This is a genomic window from Grimontia indica (assembly GCF_000333895.2).
GTDB classification, from domain to species: Bacteria; Pseudomonadota; Gammaproteobacteria; order Enterobacterales; family Vibrionaceae; genus Enterovibrio; species Enterovibrio indicus.
Genome location: NZ_ANFM02000031.1, coordinates 1 through 17,435 on the forward strand (window position 1 = coordinate 1; position 17,435 = coordinate 17,435).

Below are 17,435 nucleotides of genomic sequence, written 5' to 3' on the forward strand. Positions count from 1 at the left end.
GAATTGAACGCATTGATGACCTCTGAATGCGAGCATCTTCAGGTCGTTTGGGTATTACTTTAAGGTAGGAGAGAGTGAAAAACTTTTACCACCACAATCACACAGGGTGGGATAACACTATTAGGAATTTTAATAGTGTGAATTTGAACGGCTTGTTAGGTGTACTTTCCAATGCGTATTTTTCCATCCAGCCAGGGGTAATGTTGGCGGATTTTGGCAAGGAAATGTTGGCGTAGGATTTTGCAACTTCCATCGGCGAGTTTTTCCGGTAAATCACCCAACTCATTGCGTCTTGCAATCAGGGTTAAGTACCTGAAAAAAGAATCCTTTTCCGGAAGTGGAATACAGCTTATCTGGTTGCGGAAAACTTCACCCTGAAGAAGACACAATGGTGTGGTTAATGCCCAGCCAAGTCCTTGAGCTACCGCAGAAAGTACGGCAAATGTGTTATCGAGTTGCATGCGGTCTGGCACGGTTAACCCTTGGTGATGTAGGTAGGTTTCGATGGATTGGCTGATAAGGCTTTGTTCACTGTAGCGAATCATATCCAAATGTTGACTCAATGCGACAAGCGAGTGGCAGGTGTCGGGATACTTTTGCTGGAACTGCTTGGGAACAACCAGAACAAAGGGTTCCTTCAGAATCTGCAGACGGCGAAGGTCGTCCTGCCTTTCGAGGACATCATCAGAAATAATAATATCAATGCTACGGCTGAGAAGACCTTGCTGATGAAGGTGAGAGTAGCCCGTCATCATGGTCCAGTTTTCGGTGTGCGCTTTTATCACTTCAATCAGCGGTTGTCCTACGGTGGCAGCCAGTGAATCCACCATAGCAATTCGCACCAAGTGCAGACTGTTAAAACTCCCTTTGGTGATGACTTGCTGGGTTTTATAGGCTTGTTCGAGCAGGTGGACGGATTGGTCGTAGAAATAGCGTCCAGCGACAGTAAGCTCAACGGGGCGCACACTGCGATCAAGGAGCTTCACGCCGAGGCTACTTTCCAGATTGGCAAGAATTTGTGAGACCGAAGATTGAGAAATATCCAGATGCTGAGAAGCGGCGGTCATGTTGCCGGTTTTGGCGGTTGCCACAAACACTTCCAGCGATTTCAGCTCAAAGCCTAATGTCCCCATCTCACATTCCCTATGATTTCAATCTTCCTTATTGATCAGCTTAGCCAAGCGATTTGAAATCAGCATGTTGCAGCAATGAGTCGTAAGCAGTGAGAAACAAAAAAGCCGCTTTCGCGGCTTTCTTTTATGAAGATTAATGCAGGATTTGTTCGGCAAGTTCCAGAAGCTTGGGATACGCGATTGTGCTTTGTTTCGCCAGTGCTCTCTGTTCCTCTAACACTTCTTCTAGGATGTTTTTGGTGGTAAGCGGGTTGGCTAAAACCACACGGAATACGATAGTGGCGCGATTGTCCAATTGGACGGGCGTTAACGTGGTTCGGGAGACGAAAGTGTTTCCGGCTTCGCGTTGGTGCTTCTGAATGAAAATAGTTAGGTCGTTCAAATGCTGGTGGAGTTTTTCGCGCTGCGTATCATTGGCGATTTCGAACGCTTTCGTAACTACTTCAGGAACAAATCGGTAGGTGAGCAGGCAAAGCTCGGGCTTGCTCACCACCTCAAAATCAGACTGCTCTGCAATCAATGAAGCAAAGTACTCGGCTTTATCGACGCTTTGATCTATCAGCAGTTCGTAACCTTCACGTCCGATGATGTTCAGGCTGGCGTATAGCAACATCGCCATGCCACTGCGAGAGCCTTCGAGTGTGTGGCTGCCGAGGTCTTTAGAACCTTTGCGCAGAATGTAGTTGGCGTGATGCTCAATCGCAGAGACCATAGAAGGGTCTTTGAAAATCACCATGCCTGCACCCATTGGCACGTACAGCTGCTTGTGAGCATCAATGGTCACCGAATCTGCTCGTTCAATGCCTTTGAGTTTGTGTCGCTGGTTGCTGGACATCAAACTCGCACCGCCCCAGGCAGCATCCACATGAAAATGAATGCCTTCACGCTCAGCAATTTCTGCCATGGCGTCAAGCGGGTCGATATTCCCGGTTTCGGTTGTGCCAGCGACGCCAACCAGTGCAAATACCTTGGTGCTTTTCGCTTTCAGCTCAGCAACTTTCTCTTCGAGCTTATCGATGCGGATGCGGTTGTTTTCGTCAGTTGGGATAGCAATCAAGGATTGTCGGCCAATGCCAAGGACGTCAGCGGATTTTTTAAGAGAGTAATGGCCGCGATCGGAGACGAGAATGGCTAAGTCGTCATAGCCGTAATGGCGCATGGCGCGGAACAGGCCTTCTTCCGCCACGCCTTTGAAATCGCCATCCGCTTTCAGTGCAGCATTGCGCGCTACCCACAAAGCCGTGATATTGGCGATTGTCCCGCCGGAGCAAAATGCCCCAAGGGAGTGTTCAGCGCTGTGCATCCAGCTTTCATAAAACGGGTCATCACGGCCGTAAATCAGGTTGTGGAGCATGCCCAGCACCTGACGCTCGAGTGGCGTGAAGGCCTTTGAGGTTTCGATTTTGACCGTGTTTTGGTTAAGGCCAATCATGATTTTGGACAGCGGCATCAGGAAGTAGGGAAGCGCTGATGTCATGTGACCAATAAAGCGTGGCGATGAGGTATGAACCGATTGGGCAACCAGTTTATCCAGCAAAAACTCGGTGTGTTCGGAAACGAAGGTTGGTTTTTCGGGGATCAACGGGTTGCTGAAATCTTTTTCGATATCAGTGAGAGATGAATCTGTCGCAGCAATATGATTCTGCAAAAAGCGATTCAGGTTTTGGGAAATTTCCTGCTCGATTTTGCCCAAGGTGGAATCGGGCGCTTCGGGCACGGTAAAAATACGGTGGAGGCTTTCCAGGGACGCTTCCGCCGTCTTAGTTTCTGTAACCATCCGAGGTTCTTTATTTTCTAATAATGGGCTTTTCTACACGATGTTCGCCGAAGTTACAACACAGGAAAAACGTGGGCTTGGTCGATGTCAAAGGGTAGAAATCTTGGGGGTTGAGACAAAAGCCACCATTTAGGTGGCTTTTGTAAAGCTTGGCGCGAGGCTGTTATTGCTTGTCGCAGCTGGTTTCGGCCAGTTTCAACATCGCATCGTTGTACTGAGTCAACGGTACATCGATTTCTTTAGGGTGGCTGAGCAGAGAGGCGAGGGCAGAGCGAAGATCGTAGTTACCTTCGTGTGCTTTACCCTGACGGAATTCGAATACTTTCTTCGCTGCATCCGCGAGTTCGCCTTGTGAGCTACTAAGTGTCTTTACGTCCTCTTGAGACAAATTCAACCAAGATTCCACAGGGGCATCAAAGTTAAGTTTGCTTGGGTCGTTTTCCAGATAGTAGTCAAACGCTTCTTCGTTAAGCGTGAAGTGGTTACGGCGACCTTCAAGGAACCAACCCGCAACGCCTTCCAGTTTAGGGTCTTTCTTAATGGTCAGGTCTACGAGGTTTTCGTACCAAGTGATCGAAGCATCCACATAGTTGTGATACTTCTGGCTAACACAGAGCTTGTCCAGTTGTTCGATGTCTTTCGCAAACGAAATGCCAGGCACCAAAGTGGCAATGAGGATCAGGGCTAAACGACGCATTTTTAAATCCTTTTGGTCGAAGGTTGTTTCTGTGGCGTTCTTTCTTTGGCATTGACGCTACAGATATTTTTTATAGTCGTAATGGTAATGTTAGCGACCGAAGAATAAAAACGAAAATTTTCTCTGGAATTAGTGGATTGTCACAATCCAAGCGAGAGATCTCTCAGTTGCTCAGATTGTGACAAATAGAGGGGTTAGCTTTCGATGCGTTTTTCAGTTTCTCTATCGAACAGGTGAATGTTTTTAGTGTCGATAGTCAGAGGTAACGATGCGCCATCTTCAACCACCACATGACCTTCAACGCGCAGCGTCATTTGCTGGTCAGAGTCACCCAGCGTACCGTAAACCAGCAAGTCTGCACCTAAAGATTCGGTTAGCGTGACCTTCATGGTGAGTTGCTTGTTGTCCGGGTTCTCAGCAATCTGGAGATGCTCAGGACGCAACCCGATGTAAAGGCTACGATCTTCAAGATTCGAATCCGCAATGGATTCACCATTGCTCAAGGTCAGCTTTCCGCCATTCACTGAGCCCTCAAGAATGTTCATCGACGGGCTACCAATAAATGTCGCTACGAACAGAGAGGCAGGGGTGTCATAAACTTCCAGCGGTGTGCCAACCTGTTCGACGTTGCCCGCACTTAGTACCACCAGACGATCCGCCAGCGTCATGGCTTCCACTTGATCATGGGTCACGTAGATGGAGGTGGTATTCAGCGAGCGCTGAAGCTTTTTGATTTCCAAGCGCATTTGCACACGCAGCTTTGCGTCGAGGTTGGAAAGCGGTTCATCAAACAAAAACGCTTTTGGACGACGCACAATGGCGCGCCCCATCGCCACACGTTGACGCTGACCACCGGAAAGCTGAGACGGTCTGCGTGTCAGCAGATGATCGAGCTCCAGCATCTTAGCGACTTCGTTAACGGATGTTTCTATTTTATCTTTCGGTACGCCACGGTTTCTTAGGCCATACGCCATGTTGTTGAACACTGTCATATGCGGATACAGCGCGTAGTTCTGAAAGACCATGGCGATATCACGTTCACCCGGTTCTTTCTCATTAACGCGGTCTCCACCTATTGATAAGGCGCCGTCCGATATGGTTTCTAACCCTGCAATCATGCGGAGTAGAGTGGATTTGCCGCAGCCACTTGGGCCTACCAGTACAATCATTTCGCCATCTGCGATGTCTAAATCTACCCCGTGGATCGCTTTAAAACCGTTGGGGTAAACTTTTTTAATTTGGTCGAGTGTCATTGTCGCCATTCACGCATCCTCTGTGTGAAGCTTAATTCTTTATTATTTTTCAGTTTCTACCAGGCCTTTCACGAACAGCCTTTGCATGCCAAGAACCACGAGTACAGGCGGGATCATGGCGAGCAGTGTCGTTGCCATCACCTTGTTCCATTCCACTTCGCCATCACCGACAGCCAACATGCGTTGGATACTCATCACGATGGTGTAGTAGTTATCTTCGGTGGTGATCAGCAGAGGCCATAGATATTGGTTCCAGCCGTAAATGAACGTAATCACGAATAAAGCTGCGATATTTGTTCTTGAGAGCGGCAGGAGAATATCAAAGAAGAATTTGATTGGGCCTGCGCCATCAATTCGAGCTGCTTCCAATAGCTCGCCCGGTACCGTCAGGAAGAACTGGCGGAATAGGAAAGTCGCGGTCGCACTGGCGATTAGCGGGATAGTCAGGCCGGACATAGTGTTGAGCATGCTGAGATCGGCAATGACCTGGAAAGTCGGCATAATGCGAACTTCTACAGGCAGCATCAAAGTCATGAATATCACCCAAAACGCCAGCATGCGGCCAGGGAAACGGAAATACACCACGGCATACGCGGACAAAATGGAAATGGAAAGCTTGCCAAAGGCGATACCAAGCGCCATCAACGTCGAGTTCCATAGCATGCCGGCCACGCTGATTTTTAGTTCACGCGATGTGCCTTCGGTCAGAATTTCATGGAACACTTCAAAGCCACGGTCGCCAAACCAAAGCGGTGTCATTCCACTCACAAACTCTTTACTGTCGTGTGTCGCTGCTGTCAGTGCCAGCCAGACAGGCAGGGCAACAGCAAGGACGCCCAGAATAAGTACTAAGTGGCTGAAAAGTGTCAGTAAGGGTCTTCTTTCTACCATCAGTAAGCCACCTTCTTCTCAACGTATTTAAACTGGATAACGGTCAACACACCCACCAGAATCATCAGCAGTACTGACTGAGCGGCGGAGGAGCCCATATTCAGTCCGACGAATCCATCGGCGTAAACCTTGTAAACCAGTGTGGTGGTTGAGTCGCCCGGGCCACCTTGTGTCATTGCATGGATAACGCCGAAGGTGTCAAAGAAGGCATAAACCAAGTTCACGACCAGAAGGAAGAACGAGGTTGGCGAAAGCAGTGGGAACACAATGGTAAAGAATCGTTTCGCTGGGCCTGCGCCATCAATCGCTGCCGCTTCAATCAGTGAACGGGGAATGGACTGCAATCCGGCGAGGAAGAACAGGAAGTTGTAACTTATCTGCTTCCAGGTTGCCGCGACGATAACCATAAACATGCCATCGCCCCCATTGATAAACGGGTTCCAATCTATCCCCACTGCTGCCATGGCGTGCGCCAATACGCCCACCGTTGGGTTAAACATAAACAGCCAAAGCACACCGGCAACCGCGGGAGCAACCGCATATGGCCAGATCAATAAGGTTTTATAGGCGGTAGCGCCTTTGATGATGTGGTCAGCCATCACCGCCAGCAGCAAAGAGACGAAAAGCGCTAATGCTGCGACTGCGAAGCTGAAGAATAAGGTGGTGCCAAATGACGAGAAGTAAGCACTGTCTTCAAGAAGCTCAAAGAAATTCTCTAAGCCAACGAATTCTGTACTTAAGCCGAAGGGATCTTCCAGTAGCGTGGATTGCCATACTGCTTGTCCCGCTGGCCATAGGAAAAAAATAAAAGTGATGACCAGCTGGGGGGCGAGCAGCAGTACGGGTAACCAGACGTTGTGAAAGACGGGTTTGTTATCCATAACAACCTGCTTATTGTAATTGTGTGGATCAGCGGGGGGATGTTTCCCCCCGGTTTTACGGTGAGCGTATTACTTGTTCGCTTTTGCGAACTTCGCCAGAAGCACGTTACCGCGCTTAACGGCTTTATCCATCGCATCTTGTGCAGAGGCTTCGCCAGACCAAACGTTTTCCAACTCTTCGTTGATCACGTCACGGATCTGAACAAAGTTACCGAGGCGAATACCTTTAGAAGCAGGAGTCGGTTCAACAGATGTCATCTGAACAATCGCTACGTCAGTACCTGGGTTTTCGTTGTAGAAACCTTGTTTCTTACTCAGGTCGTAAGCTGCGTGAGTGATTGGCAGATAGCCAGTGAACTGGTGCCAGTCAGCTTGGTTTTCCGCGCTGGACATGAATTTGAAGAACTTAGCGACACCGTCGTAGTCTTTCTTGTCATGGCCTTGCAGTACCCACAGTGTTGCACCACCAATGATGGAGTTCTGTGGGGTTTTGATCTTAGAGGCGTAGTAAGGCAATGGTGATACGCCAAACTCAAAATCTTTCACGTTGCCTTTTATGCCCGCGTAAGACGCCGAAGAGTTGATGTACATGGCACACTCACCGCTGTAAAACAGTGGCGCACTGTCTGAACGGCGGCCGCCGTATTTGAACGTACCGTCTTTTTGCCATTCTGCCAGTTGAGCGATGTGGTCAACGAAGATTTTGTCATTAATGAGTAGCTTGGCATCAGTGCTGTCGAAACCATTGTTGGCGGTTGCGATAGGAGCGTTGTGGCGAGCACCGAAGTTCTCGATTTGTGTCCAGGATTGCCAGCCTGTGGTGAAACCACATTTCGCACCGTTTGCCAGCAGTTTATCTGCTACGGCATCCATTTCTTCCCACGTTTTTGGTGGCTCGACACCGGCTTTAGCGAACAGATCTTTGTTGTAGTAAAGCACAGGTGTGGAGCTGTTAAACGGCATGGAAAGCATGTTGCCGTCGCTGTCGGTGTAATAACCGGTTACTGATGCTAGGTAAGCAGAAGGGTCGAATTCTGTTTTGGTGTCTTCCATCAATTGGTAGACAGGATAGATAGCACCTTTTGCGCCCATCATGGTCGCAGTACCTACCTCAAAAACCTGAACAATTTCCGGTTGCTGTTTTGCACGGAATGCGGCAACAGCACCTGTCATGGTTTCTGTGTAGTTGCCTTTGTAGACAGGCTTAACAACGTAGTCGCTTTGGCTTGCATTAAACTTCTCTGCAATCTCGTTCACTTTTTCACCGAGATTACCACCCATCGCGTGCCACCACTCGATTTCTGTTGCAGCGTAAGATGGGGATGCCAGCAGCAGTGATACAGAGGTGAGTGCTGCTAATTGACCTAGCTTCATGGTTTACTCCTTGTCTGACGAACTTCTATTGCCTTTTTTGGCTTTCCATTTCGAAAGTGTGCTCGCTCGTTCGAGCGGGAAGGTAGAGCATATGAGTGCTATGTTACAAATTTGTTATATCACCGTCGACATTGTGTGTCTTTAGTCGCAAATAAAATGTGTGATTTCCCGCTAACTTAGAGAGCACTGCAAAGAGTAGATAATTGAATTGACAGGATTATTAATTTTCGATTTCGAAAATGCGAATTGTGAGCGAGACGCTCGAATCAACAGATTGGGGGAATTGCGCCCTCAGAGTTGAGGGCGCAATAGAGTCACAATTAGAGTTTATCAGCGAGCACTGCGGCGCGAATATGTCGCATGGTCTCGTCGATATCAACGTTATCGTCATTGAAGAAACGACTGATCACATCGAACAGCGCGAATTGGGAAGCTCGGCCAATGGCCATATTGTGGGACAAGCTGGCAACGAGATTATCCGTTGCTGCAGCACGCAGAAACGCCTGCATTGATTCCTGAGCACAGGGATCGAAGTCTTGCATATCAATATCAACGCGGACTGGGATGGAACCTTTACTGAGATTAAACTCCCGCTGGAACTCTGGTTCCAGGATCAGTCTGGCTAGCATCTTCTGCGACTCTGAGGTCTCAGAGGCACCATTTTTGAAGAACACGAAGCTGTCGATGTTGAACGAAAATTGGTTGGCGGTTCCCGGCGCAGGAATGCAAAGAAAGTCTTTTCCTGCCTTCTTGTCTGCTGCGAGAAATTCGCCTTTTGCCCAGTCGCCCATCATTTGCATCGCCGCTTTACCATCGATCACTAAAGACGTGGTATCGCTCCAACTGCGTCCCGGCGAATTAATGTCTGTGTATTGCTTCATCTTACGGAACACGTGAAGTGTTTCCCGCATTTTGTCACTGGTTAACGCGTCGCTGTCTTGTTCGATAAAGGCTTTGTGAAAATCTTCTGTACCTAAAATAGCGAGTGCAATCAGCTCGAACAAAGTGGCTTCTTGCCAAGGCTCGTTACCCAGCGCGAGCGGAATGTAACCTGCCGCTTTGATCTTCTCCGCAGCGTTGAAAAACTCATCCAGCGTTTTAGGAGGCTCAACGCCCGCTTTCTTTAATACGTCTGCATTGGCCCATAGCCAGTTTACGCGGTGGATATTAAAAGGTACCGCCACATAGTGATCATCGACTTTCAGAAAATCGCTGACACGACGAGGCACTAACTCGTTCCAATGCTGTTCTTTAGCGACATCATCCAGTGTGGCGAGAAAACCCAGTTTTCCCCACTCCTGAATTTCTGGACCTTTGATTTGCGCAGCATCCGGTGGATTACCGGAAAGGGCGCGGATGCGAAGCGTATTGATAGCACTTTCGCCGGCACGCCCCGCAACGGCGAAGTCTGTCCAAACGTGGCCTTCGCGTTTCATCATTTCTTTGAGTGTATCGACGGAGCGTGCTTCGCCGCCACTTGTCCACCAGTGCAGCACTTCGACGTTATTGGTTTCGTTAGCCTGAACAGAGAAAGCGAGGGCTGAGGCAAACAAAAGGGATGGAAAACATTTCATGAATCAGGTCCTGGGGAATGCGATGTCAATTTGCAGACCGCCTTCCTTGCGGTTGGACAGAATAATTTCACCACCATGTGCGCGAATGATGTTTTTGGCAATACCCAAGCCGAGACCTGTGCCATGTAAATCAGTATGCAAACGGAAATAAGGGTCGAAAACTTTCTTTAGAAAATCTTCAGGGATGCCGGGACCTTTGTCCATCAGGGTGATATCCAGTGATTTTTCACCGTCATGGACATACACCATGACTTCATCACCGTATTTCACACCGTTGTCGATGAGGTTGGTCAGGCAGCGCTTGAATGCAAGAGGTTTGCAGTAGAACGGGCGTAACTGCTCGCCGGTAATGTTCACACGCAGGCGCTGCTGGTTGTGAACCTCTGCAATACTGCTAAGGATTTGGAGCACATCCAACGCGGTGACGTTTTCATGAATATCGGTATCTTTTACCGTTTGCAGCGCACCTTTTACCATGATCTCGAGTTCGTCGAGATCTTTGTTGATTTTCACAGCCTGCACTTCGTCATCAATGAGCTCTGCACGAAGACGCAATCGGGTGATTGGCGTTTTCAAATCGTGGGAAATGGAACCAAACAGTTTTTCCCTGTCGTGCATATAACGCTGAAGTCGCTTTTGCATCAGGTTAAAAGCGCGGGTTACTGTGGTGATTTCACTGGCACCTTCTTCCACCAGTTCTGGCTGTTCTATGTCGGTACTCAGGCGGTTTGCTGCTCGTGCGAGCCGCTTTAATGGTCGGGTCTGATTGCGTATCAACGTAAAGGTAAAGACCAGTAACAGGGTGGTGATCGCAAACAGGAAGACGATTTGGTCTGCGTTAATCAGATCGTTTTCCAGGGTGACATAAGGCGCAGGCAAAATAGCGGCGATGTATACCCATTGCCCTTCGGTGAGCTCTATCTGCACGACGAGAATCGGCGGGTTTAAGGGTTCCAAGCTAAGTGTGTGGTGCGCCCAAGACTTCGGAAGATCAGACAGCAATAAGCTGTTGTTCAGCACGCGCAAGGTTTCAGGGCGGGAAAAATCCACTTTGATTTGATCAACATTGGGCAATTCTTTTTTTAGCACGCTTTCGATGGTGCTAATCGCCTCGAGTTTTGAACGTGTATCCGGAATTGGTGTAATACGAATTTCTTCCGTGTTAAATGACACGAAAAAGCGTGCACCACCCATATTACGGAGTTGGTCCAGAGCGATATGTCGATATTCGAGGGGCAATGACTGGAAGAAGGTAGTGGTGGAAGCAAACATCTGCGCCATGCTTTCAGACGCCGATTTCAAACCTTCCACTTCGCGTTCCTTGGACTGGGTGTACCAGAAGAAACTGGCCACACTTTGTGCAAGGATCACCGACAGTACCGTGAGTAACAAGGTCCGCGAAAGCAGCGAACGCGGCCAGAAGTAAGATTTTAAGTTAAGACTCATAGGTAATGTCTGCGACAAACATGTAGCCGTTACCACGAACGGTTTTGATGATGGTGGATTGGCGGCCGTTATCTTTCAGTCTTTGGCGTAGTCGACTGACCTGAACATCAATGCCGCGTTCTTGAGGTTGTGCGTCGCGCCCGCGGGTCGCGTTAGAAATCGCGTTTCTGTCCATCAGCGAATTGGGGTTTTCAATAAACAGCATCAGCAGGGTAAAATCTGCTGAGGTCATTTCTACTTCCTGACCGGTAACCTGATGATTGAGCCGCTGTGTGACGGGGTCCAAGCGCCACTGTGCGAAGCGAATCGCTTTTGGCTTGGACATGGTGGTTTCCTGCAATTGCTGGGTGCGGCGAAGCAGGGCGCGAATTCGGGCAACCAATTGGCGAGGGCTGAACGGTTTGGCGATATAGTCATCCGCACCGAGTTCCAGACCGATGATCTGGTCGGTTTCATCGGAAACCGCAGTGAGCATGATGATTGGAACGCTCGAGTCTTGTCGAACATATTTACACAGCGTGAATCCATCATCACCGGGCAGCATAATGTCGAGAAGGATGAGGTCCGGGTATTGAACGGCGAGTTTCGCTTTCATTTCCTGCCCGTTTTGCGCGGTCATGACATCGTATCCCGCTTTGGACAGATACTCTTGAAGCAGTTCGCGGATTTCTAAATCGTCATCCACCACCAGGATCCGCTTCTGATTAACCATGAAAGGTCTTCCCCTTATTCTCGACAAATATCACGTTATTATCTTAGAGAAAATGTCTTGATTCTAGCGAGGCACGCCCAAATTGAGTGGATGGGATCAAACAAATGGTTGATTTGGACAAAAAAAGAACCCCGGCATTGGCCGGGGTTCTGTACTTTTCTGGGTTCGGATTATTTATCCGAGTTCATTGCGCGGCTGATGCAGTATGCTGCGCCGCCCCAGGTAATGCCGAAACCAATCAGCATCATAATGATTGCACCTGTTGTCATGCGTTTGCCTCCTGTGCGTCTTCTTCTGCTGAATCCTTAGCAGGACGAGATACGATATTTACGATGATACCTACGATAACCAGTGCTGCTGTCAGGCCCCAGCCCAGCATCAGCAGGTCGCTTTGCTCGTAGCCGCCGTAACCTTCTTTGAACGTGTTAACCAGGTTAGTACCGACGATCCAAGCCAGCATCAGTGGGCTTACGAAACGTACACACACTTCCAGCCAAGCACCTACAGAGAACTCAGAGACTTTGTTCACGTGGTCACGGATGTCAGACACTTTGATCAACCAGCCCAGGATAACCAGCTCAATCAGACAGCTTGCCAGCAGAGCGACGTTGTTCATGAAGTAGTCAACCAGATCCAGCAGTAGCAGACCGCCGTTGGTTGCAAACGCCATAGAAACAACGAAGCCAGTACCACAAACAACAGAGGCAGCGACTTTACGGCTGATGTTCAGCTTGTCGATAATCGCTGACGTCACCGCTTCAATAATTGAAATGTGTGAGCTCAGACCCGCAACAACCAGTGCCAGGAATAATAGTGGACCAATGATGTAAGGTGCCGGTAGCAGGTTGATAGCCTGAGGCAGCGTAATAAACGCCAAACCTACACCGCCACTAACCACTTCAGTGACCGCTTTACCTTGCTCTTGTGCCATGTAGCCCAAGATAGAGAAGATAAGTACACCGGCCAGAATAGAGAAACCACAGTTGATCAGAACGGTCATGAACGCATTGTTCGTGACGTCAGATTTCTTCGGCAGGTAGCTCGAGTAAGCCAGCATGATGGCAAAGCCAACAGACAGTGTGAAGAAGATCTGGCCGTAAGCCGCTGACCAAACTTTCGCGTCAGTCAATTTGCTGAAATCAGGCGTGAACAGGTAGTTCAGACCTTCAACAGCACCTGGCAGGAACGCAACGCGTGCAATCAGCAACAGAACCATGATGAAGAGTACAGGCATCAAAATCTTGTTTGCGCGCTCGATACCGCCTTTGATGCCGGTAAATACTGCAGCAAAAGTGATCGCCCATGCGATAGTCATAGGAATTGCGATGTGAAGCTGCCAGCTACCCAGATTACTTGGTGAGTTTTCGCCCAGCTTCAGGTATTCGCTGAAGAAGAAGGCGTTAGTGTCTGTACCCCAGCTTTGATCAAATGCAAAACCGACGTAAGACATTGCCCAGCCGATAACCGCGACGTAGTAAACTGCGATAACAGCAGCAATACCAACCTGGAACCAGCCCAGCCATTCGAACTTAGTGTTCAGTTTTGAAAAGACAACCGGTGCAGAACCACGAAGTTTATGGCCAAGGCCAAACTCCATGATCATAAATGGAATACCCGCGGTCAGCATGGCGAAGAGGTAAGGAACAAAAAATGCGCCGCCGCCGTTTTCGTAAGCCATATATGGGAAACGCCAGATGTTCCCCAAGCCGATTGCGGAGCCTACTGCCGCGAGGATAAATCCAGCGCGAGAGCCCCAGACTTCTCTAGTCATAACTTCTCCTTGTTGGTGATAACACCCGTCCTTTTATGTACGCAGACAACGTCTTGTTGTGCTGCGCTGTGTTATCAGCGTCGACGTGAACAGATTTGAATGGTTTTGTTACTGCTCTGGAAGCGCTTGGTTGCGGGTGCTGATTCAACCATGTTGTGTTTGGAATTTTTTCCCATCACGATTTGGCAAAATAATCTTCTGCCTGTGAGGTTAAAGGCAGATTAAGCATTGGTTTCAACTAAATCAATAGCGTGAATCTCTTATGATCGTGCTGTTTTGATAGTTATCATTCCGCGTAAACGCATACGGATGGTGTGTTTCTGGATGTAAATGACGTATTAATAGTGATATGAACTATTGATGATGTTTCTGTTAGCAGAAAGTTGCGATCTATTTCCCGTGTTTGTTTGAGTGAAAAATGAACAAAAATGCGTATTGGTTCGAATTTGAAGTTTAAACCTTAAAAAGTCGTTAAAACTGCACAAGGTCTTATTGATCACCGATTGGTAATATCAAGGTTGACGCGTTTTATCTAAATCTAATTCACTAAAAAATAGGGTTAATTTGCAACTGTTTTCAAAATGATTCCAATAGTTATAGTTAATGGTCTGTTAAATAAAGTGTGGTGGTAAAATGAAGTTTACTGTTCTTTTTTTAGCCAATTGGTGGAGTTTAAGTTCAAATTTTTTCAATCCACCCTTGAGGAAGAAGATGTTTCTATGTGTTTGCTAAGTCTCTCGCAAATACAGCGAAAGATTCTGTAGAGGCTTTGTAGGCAGGGGTTTTGCTTTGTGTCACATAATGAAACATTTGCTTCAATGACTTAACGATCTTAGATAGGAAACTGAATATTTGGCCTTGCAGTGATAATCTCCCTACATTATGTATATGTAACGTAAGTGTTATCGTTAAGGGGTCGGAGAATGGACACTAATTTAAAAATCGCGCTGGTTACCGTTTTTTGTGCATTGAGCGGCATCATTACTTTCGCGACTGTAGCTATCGTTTTCTCATAGCGTTCAGTTGTATAAAAACATTGGCTCTTGGCAAGTGAGAAGGCGTAAGATAACGCCTATTCAATGATGACACCGAGAGGTGCTTGTGAAGAGCCCTAAAGACACTGCCTTTTCAGCGTCTTATCCATCCAACAGCGTTTCCGCTACTCCTGTGAATGACCACACCCTTAAACGCAAAAAGCGCATTGCTTTGGTTGCGCAAGGTGGGGGACAGAAAGGCGTCTTCACAGCAGGTGTATTAGACAGTTTTCTCGATGCAGGTTTCGACCCATTTGAAATCTATATTGGTACTTCTGCCGGTGCACTCAACCTCGCTTCTTATATCACCCGTCAACGTGGGTTCGGGCATCATTTCATTACTCAGTACACCACGCACGATCGCTTCTTCAACCTGATGAAGTATGTGCGTCGCCAGCAATTTATGGACTTGGACTGGGCGTTGGAAATGGCAAGCCCAAGCCACCCGGAAGGGCTACGTTTAGAAAATGCACTGACTACCTTGTCTAACCGAAGTGCTTACGCCTGCGCGACGAATACGCACACCCTCGAGCCACAATTCTTCCGTATGTTTGAAGACAACTGGCTTGATGTCATGAAAGCCACTTGTGCGATCCCCATGTTGTATCCCTCAGCGGTGGGCATTAAAGATCAATTCTTTGTTGATGGCGGTGTCACGGGCGCGATTCCCGCAAGAGAAGCGTTCAACCGTGGCGCTGATATTATTGTGGTGATCCGCACTGAGCCTGTTGCTGAAGACAAATCGCCAATGAGTTCTGCTTTTGCAGAAAACTTACGCGGAAGAATGGAAAAGCGGCTTCCTGAATATCTTGCGAGATTGAACATTGAAGATCGCATGGAGAAACTTTCAGAATTCCATGACCAGCTTTCACACCGGTTGGAAGAAATCAGGGAAAGGTATAGGGAAAAGACGCCAGAACCGATTTGGCATCGACTCAAAGACATGATGCCAAAGCACAAAAGCCAGAATGGTGGCCGTTGGCTATTTGGTGGTGATGCGATTTATCGTCTTCATGCTCTGTCTGGCCAGAAGTTGAATGCGGATATGCTGGAAATGCTAACCCGGCATTTTCAAACCTATCAGGAAGCGATTGAATTTATGTCCCATCCTCCCGTCCGGACAGAACTTATTCAACTCGCGCCAAAACAGCCTCTTTCAAGCAGTGCGTTATTGAGTAAGCCTTTCCAACTGGAACACGATTACCAGGATGGTCTCGAAGCGGGACGACATTTCGTTGACCAATATGCAGCGGCGTTCAATGACGTATCATCAGTAACGGGCTAACTTTAAAAAATCACAATGTTTTCAAGGAAGAAAGATTGACTGAATTTGAAAAGATGCAGCAGGGAATGCCTTATAGTCCCGCAGACCCGGAACTTACTCAATTCCGCTATGCATCCAGACGGCTTTGCCAGCAATTCAACACCATTGACCCGGCAGACGTTGATGCCAATGAAATGGTGATTACTAAGCTGTTTGCCATTCGCGGCAAAGGCGTGGTGGTAGAGGCTCCGTTTACCTGCACCTACGGCATGAACGTCAATGTGGGTAACAACGTGGCCTTTGGTCCAAACTGCACCATCATCGACAGTGGACACGTAGAAATAGGGAACAATGTCCTCGTCGGCCCTGGCGTGGGCATATACACCATTACCCAAAGTCTCCTGCCCTTGGAGGTACTGAATGGTGAGATGGAAATTTCATTGCCTATAATTATCGGCAACAACGTTGTTATTGGTGGCAACAGTGTTATCAAAGCCGGGGTATCGATTGGCGAAGGGGTTGTGGTTGAAGCGGGTTCCGTGGTCGAAGGTGATATCGAACCGTTTTCCGTGGTGTCTGGAAACCCTGCAAGCGTGATACGCCGCCTCCGCTGAGAGGTTGGCAGTCCTGTTAGAGTTCTGATACGATTGCCCGCCACAGCGTTAGAATTGTTATATTATAACAATTGCAGTACGAGTATTTTGATATGTATCCGGCGCTTAACACTAAGCGGCTCAACCCGGATAAACAGGGCAGTACCATTCAGCGAAGCTGAATAAAAAGAGAATTGCAGTCGATGGCAAAAGTTAGAGCAAGAGTTCCATTGAACGTGGGTGTAGGTAGTAAGATCCCTGCAGAGATTCTTTCGTTCGAAGGTTTGGGCTCAGATAAAGAGCACGTCGCTATTATCTTCAAAAGTGCAGATCAGCAGCAGGACGCACCGCTGGTCAGAATGCATTCAGAATGCCTGACAGGCGATGTATTCCATTCCTCTCGCTGTGATTGCGGCGAACAACTGGAAGAAACCATTCAGAAAATGGGTGAAGAAGGCGGGGTCATTCTCTATCTTCGCCAGGAAGGTCGTGGAATTGGTCTATACAACAAGCTGGATGCCTATAAGCTGCAAAGCGAAGGCATGAACACTTATGAAGCCAACAATCATCTTGGGTTTCCCGATGATTTGCGTTCCTTTGAAGACGCGGCAGCGATGCTGAAGGCGCTTGATGTTGATACCATCCGCCTTATCACAAACAATCCGAAGAAAATCCGTGAGATTCAGGAGCACGGCATCGAGTTAGAAGATGTCGTTGGTACACAAGCTCATATTAAAGATGGCAATGAAATGTACCTGAAAGCCAAAGTATCACATGGTAAGCATAAGCTGACCATTGATTGATTCCCTGCCGGGTGATGGGTGTAAAAGCAGCGCATTGTCGCTGCTTTTTTGATCTTGAAGATCTATTCTTAGTTGGCGAATAATCAGGCAAACCAATGGTTGCAAATAAGCATTAGTAAAACTAATCCTTTCTATGATTTCTTATCGTGCTTGAATGACGTTTAATTGGTTGTTTGAAGCCTCTCACGACACTAAACTCTGCGAAAAATTAGAGGTGGTGGCGTACTATTCA

The 17,435-nt window shown here is 48.0% G+C and carries 16 protein-coding genes; 4 read left to right on the forward strand and 12 right to left on the reverse strand.

Features of this window, described 5'->3' with window-relative positions:
- Positions 1-155 precede the first annotated feature (155 nt).
- The 12 genes from D515_RS16800 to D515_RS16850 all read right to left on the reverse strand — a co-directional run bounded on the left by D515_RS16800 (position 156) and on the right by D515_RS16850 (position 13,509).
- Positions 156-1,133, reverse strand: a complete 978-nt coding sequence (locus D515_RS16800) for a LysR family transcriptional regulator (RefSeq protein WP_002540225.1) — start codon at positions 1,131-1,133, stop codon at positions 156-158.
- A gap of 133 nt (positions 1,134-1,266) precedes the next feature.
- Positions 1,267-2,910, reverse strand: a complete 1,644-nt coding sequence (panP, locus tag D515_RS16805) for a pyridoxal-dependent aspartate 1-decarboxylase PanP (protein WP_002540226.1) — start codon at positions 2,908-2,910, stop codon at positions 1,267-1,269.
- 163 nt (positions 2,911-3,073) lie between these two features.
- Entirely contained in the window at positions 3,074-3,607 is a 534-nt protein-coding gene (locus D515_RS16810; RefSeq protein ID WP_002540227.1) for a hypothetical protein, read from the reverse strand.
- Between the two features lie 194 nt (positions 3,608-3,801).
- Positions 3,802-4,869 carry a sn-glycerol-3-phosphate import ATP-binding protein UgpC gene (locus D515_RS16815; RefSeq protein WP_002540228.1) on the reverse strand — a complete coding sequence of 356 codons (1,068 nt, stop codon included), beginning with the start codon at positions 4,867-4,869 and terminating at the stop codon, positions 3,802-3,804.
- 33 nt (positions 4,870-4,902) lie between these two features.
- Positions 4,903-5,751 (reverse strand): sn-glycerol-3-phosphate ABC transporter permease UgpE, encoded by an 849-nt coding sequence (gene ugpE / locus D515_RS16820; RefSeq protein WP_002540229.1) that lies wholly within the window; start codon positions 5,749-5,751, stop codon positions 4,903-4,905.
- The gene (ugpA, locus tag D515_RS16825) at positions 5,751-6,632 is read right to left on the reverse strand and encodes a sn-glycerol-3-phosphate ABC transporter permease UgpA (RefSeq protein WP_002540230.1); all 882 of its coding nucleotides are present in this window, start codon (positions 6,630-6,632) and stop codon (positions 5,751-5,753) included. The genes ugpE and ugpA overlap by 1 nt, the downstream gene beginning before the upstream one ends.
- A gap of 69 nt (positions 6,633-6,701) precedes the next feature.
- The gene (gene ugpB / locus D515_RS16830; protein WP_002540231.1) at positions 6,702-8,006 is read right to left on the reverse strand and encodes a sn-glycerol-3-phosphate ABC transporter substrate-binding protein UgpB; all 1,305 of its coding nucleotides are present in this window, start codon (positions 8,004-8,006) and stop codon (positions 6,702-6,704) included.
- A gap of 320 nt (positions 8,007-8,326) precedes the next feature.
- Positions 8,327-9,580 (reverse strand): ABC transporter substrate-binding protein, encoded by a 1,254-nt coding sequence (locus D515_RS16835; protein ID WP_002540233.1) that lies wholly within the window; start codon positions 9,578-9,580, stop codon positions 8,327-8,329.
- A 3-nt stretch (positions 9,581-9,583) separates the two neighbouring features.
- The gene (locus D515_RS16840) at positions 9,584-11,026 is read right to left on the reverse strand and encodes an ATP-binding protein (protein WP_039850251.1); all 1,443 of its coding nucleotides are present in this window, start codon (positions 11,024-11,026) and stop codon (positions 9,584-9,586) included.
- The gene (locus D515_RS16845; protein WP_002540235.1) at positions 11,016-11,738 is read right to left on the reverse strand and encodes a response regulator; all 723 of its coding nucleotides are present in this window, start codon (positions 11,736-11,738) and stop codon (positions 11,016-11,018) included. The genes D515_RS16840 and D515_RS16845 overlap by 11 nt, the downstream gene beginning before the upstream one ends.
- Before the next feature lie 170 nt (positions 11,739-11,908).
- Positions 11,909-12,007, reverse strand: coding sequence for a MetS family NSS transporter small subunit (locus tag D515_RS25730; protein ID WP_152442386.1), 99 nt, complete (start codon positions 12,005-12,007; stop codon positions 11,909-11,911).
- Positions 12,004-13,509, reverse strand: a complete 1,506-nt coding sequence (locus D515_RS16850; RefSeq protein WP_002540236.1) for a sodium-dependent transporter — start codon at positions 13,507-13,509, stop codon at positions 12,004-12,006. Before D515_RS16850 ends, D515_RS25730 begins: the two co-directional genes overlap by 4 nt.
- A gap of 923 nt (positions 13,510-14,432) precedes the next feature.
- On the opposite strand from D515_RS16850, the gene cydH reads away from it, so the two are divergent.
- The 4 genes from cydH (at position 14,433) to D515_RS16865 (ending at position 17,203) form a co-directional block, all read left to right on the forward strand.
- The gene (gene cydH, locus D515_RS25735; protein WP_152442387.1) at positions 14,433-14,525 is read left to right on the forward strand and encodes a cytochrome bd-I oxidase subunit CydH; all 93 of its coding nucleotides are present in this window, start codon (positions 14,433-14,435) and stop codon (positions 14,523-14,525) included.
- Positions 14,526-14,610: 85 nt separating this feature from the next.
- Positions 14,611-15,828, forward strand: a complete 1,218-nt coding sequence (locus D515_RS16855) for a patatin-like phospholipase family protein (RefSeq protein WP_002540237.1) — start codon at positions 14,611-14,613, stop codon at positions 15,826-15,828.
- A gap of 35 nt (positions 15,829-15,863) precedes the next feature.
- Positions 15,864-16,421, forward strand: a complete 558-nt coding sequence (locus D515_RS16860) for a sugar O-acetyltransferase (RefSeq protein ID WP_002540238.1) — start codon at positions 15,864-15,866, stop codon at positions 16,419-16,421.
- Positions 16,422-16,603: 182 nt separating this feature from the next.
- Positions 16,604-17,203, forward strand: coding sequence for a GTP cyclohydrolase II (locus D515_RS16865; RefSeq protein WP_002540239.1), 600 nt, complete (start codon positions 16,604-16,606; stop codon positions 17,201-17,203).
- The last annotated feature ends 232 nt before the right edge of the window (positions 17,204-17,435 follow it).

What these genes read in the sequence shown, in the direction of transcription:
- D515_RS16800 (WP_002540225.1), bottom strand. Translation starts at nt 1,133, where the DNA reads ATGGGGACATTAGGCTTTGAGCTGAAATCGCTGGAAGTGTTTGTGGCA.
- panP (WP_002540226.1), bottom strand. Translation starts at nt 2,910, where the DNA reads ATGGTTACAGAAACTAAGACGGCGGAAGCGTCCCTGGAAAGCCTCCAC.
- D515_RS16810 (WP_002540227.1), bottom strand. Translation starts at nt 3,607, where the DNA reads ATGCGTCGTTTAGCCCTGATCCTCATTGCCACTTTGGTGCCTGGCATT.
- D515_RS16815 (WP_002540228.1), bottom strand. Translation starts at nt 4,869, where the DNA reads ATGGCGACAATGACACTCGACCAAATTAAAAAAGTTTACCCCAACGGT.
- ugpE (WP_002540229.1), bottom strand. Translation starts at nt 5,751, where the DNA reads ATGGTAGAAAGAAGACCCTTACTGACACTTTTCAGCCACTTAGTACTT.
- ugpA (WP_002540230.1), bottom strand. Translation starts at nt 6,632, where the DNA reads ATGGATAACAAACCCGTCTTTCACAACGTCTGGTTACCCGTACTGCTG.
- ugpB (WP_002540231.1), bottom strand. Translation starts at nt 8,006, where the DNA reads ATGAAGCTAGGTCAATTAGCAGCACTCACCTCTGTATCACTGCTGCTG.
- D515_RS16835 (WP_002540233.1), bottom strand. Translation starts at nt 9,580, where the DNA reads ATGAAATGTTTTCCATCCCTTTTGTTTGCCTCAGCCCTCGCTTTCTCT.
- D515_RS16840 (WP_039850251.1), bottom strand. Translation starts at nt 11,026, where the DNA reads ATGAGTCTTAACTTAAAATCTTACTTCTGGCCGCGTTCGCTGCTTTCG.
- D515_RS16845 (WP_002540235.1), bottom strand. Translation starts at nt 11,738, where the DNA reads ATGGTTAATCAGAAGCGGATCCTGGTGGTGGATGACGATTTAGAAATC.
- D515_RS25730 (WP_152442386.1), bottom strand. Translation starts at nt 12,007, where the DNA reads ATGACAACAGGTGCAATCATTATGATGCTGATTGGTTTCGGCATTACC.
- D515_RS16850 (WP_002540236.1), bottom strand. Translation starts at nt 13,509, where the DNA reads ATGACTAGAGAAGTCTGGGGCTCTCGCGCTGGATTTATCCTCGCGGCA.
- cydH (WP_152442387.1), top strand. Translation starts at nt 14,433, where the DNA reads ATGGACACTAATTTAAAAATCGCGCTGGTTACCGTTTTTTGTGCATTG.
- D515_RS16865 (WP_002540239.1), top strand. Translation starts at nt 16,604, where the DNA reads ATGGCAAAAGTTAGAGCAAGAGTTCCATTGAACGTGGGTGTAGGTAGT.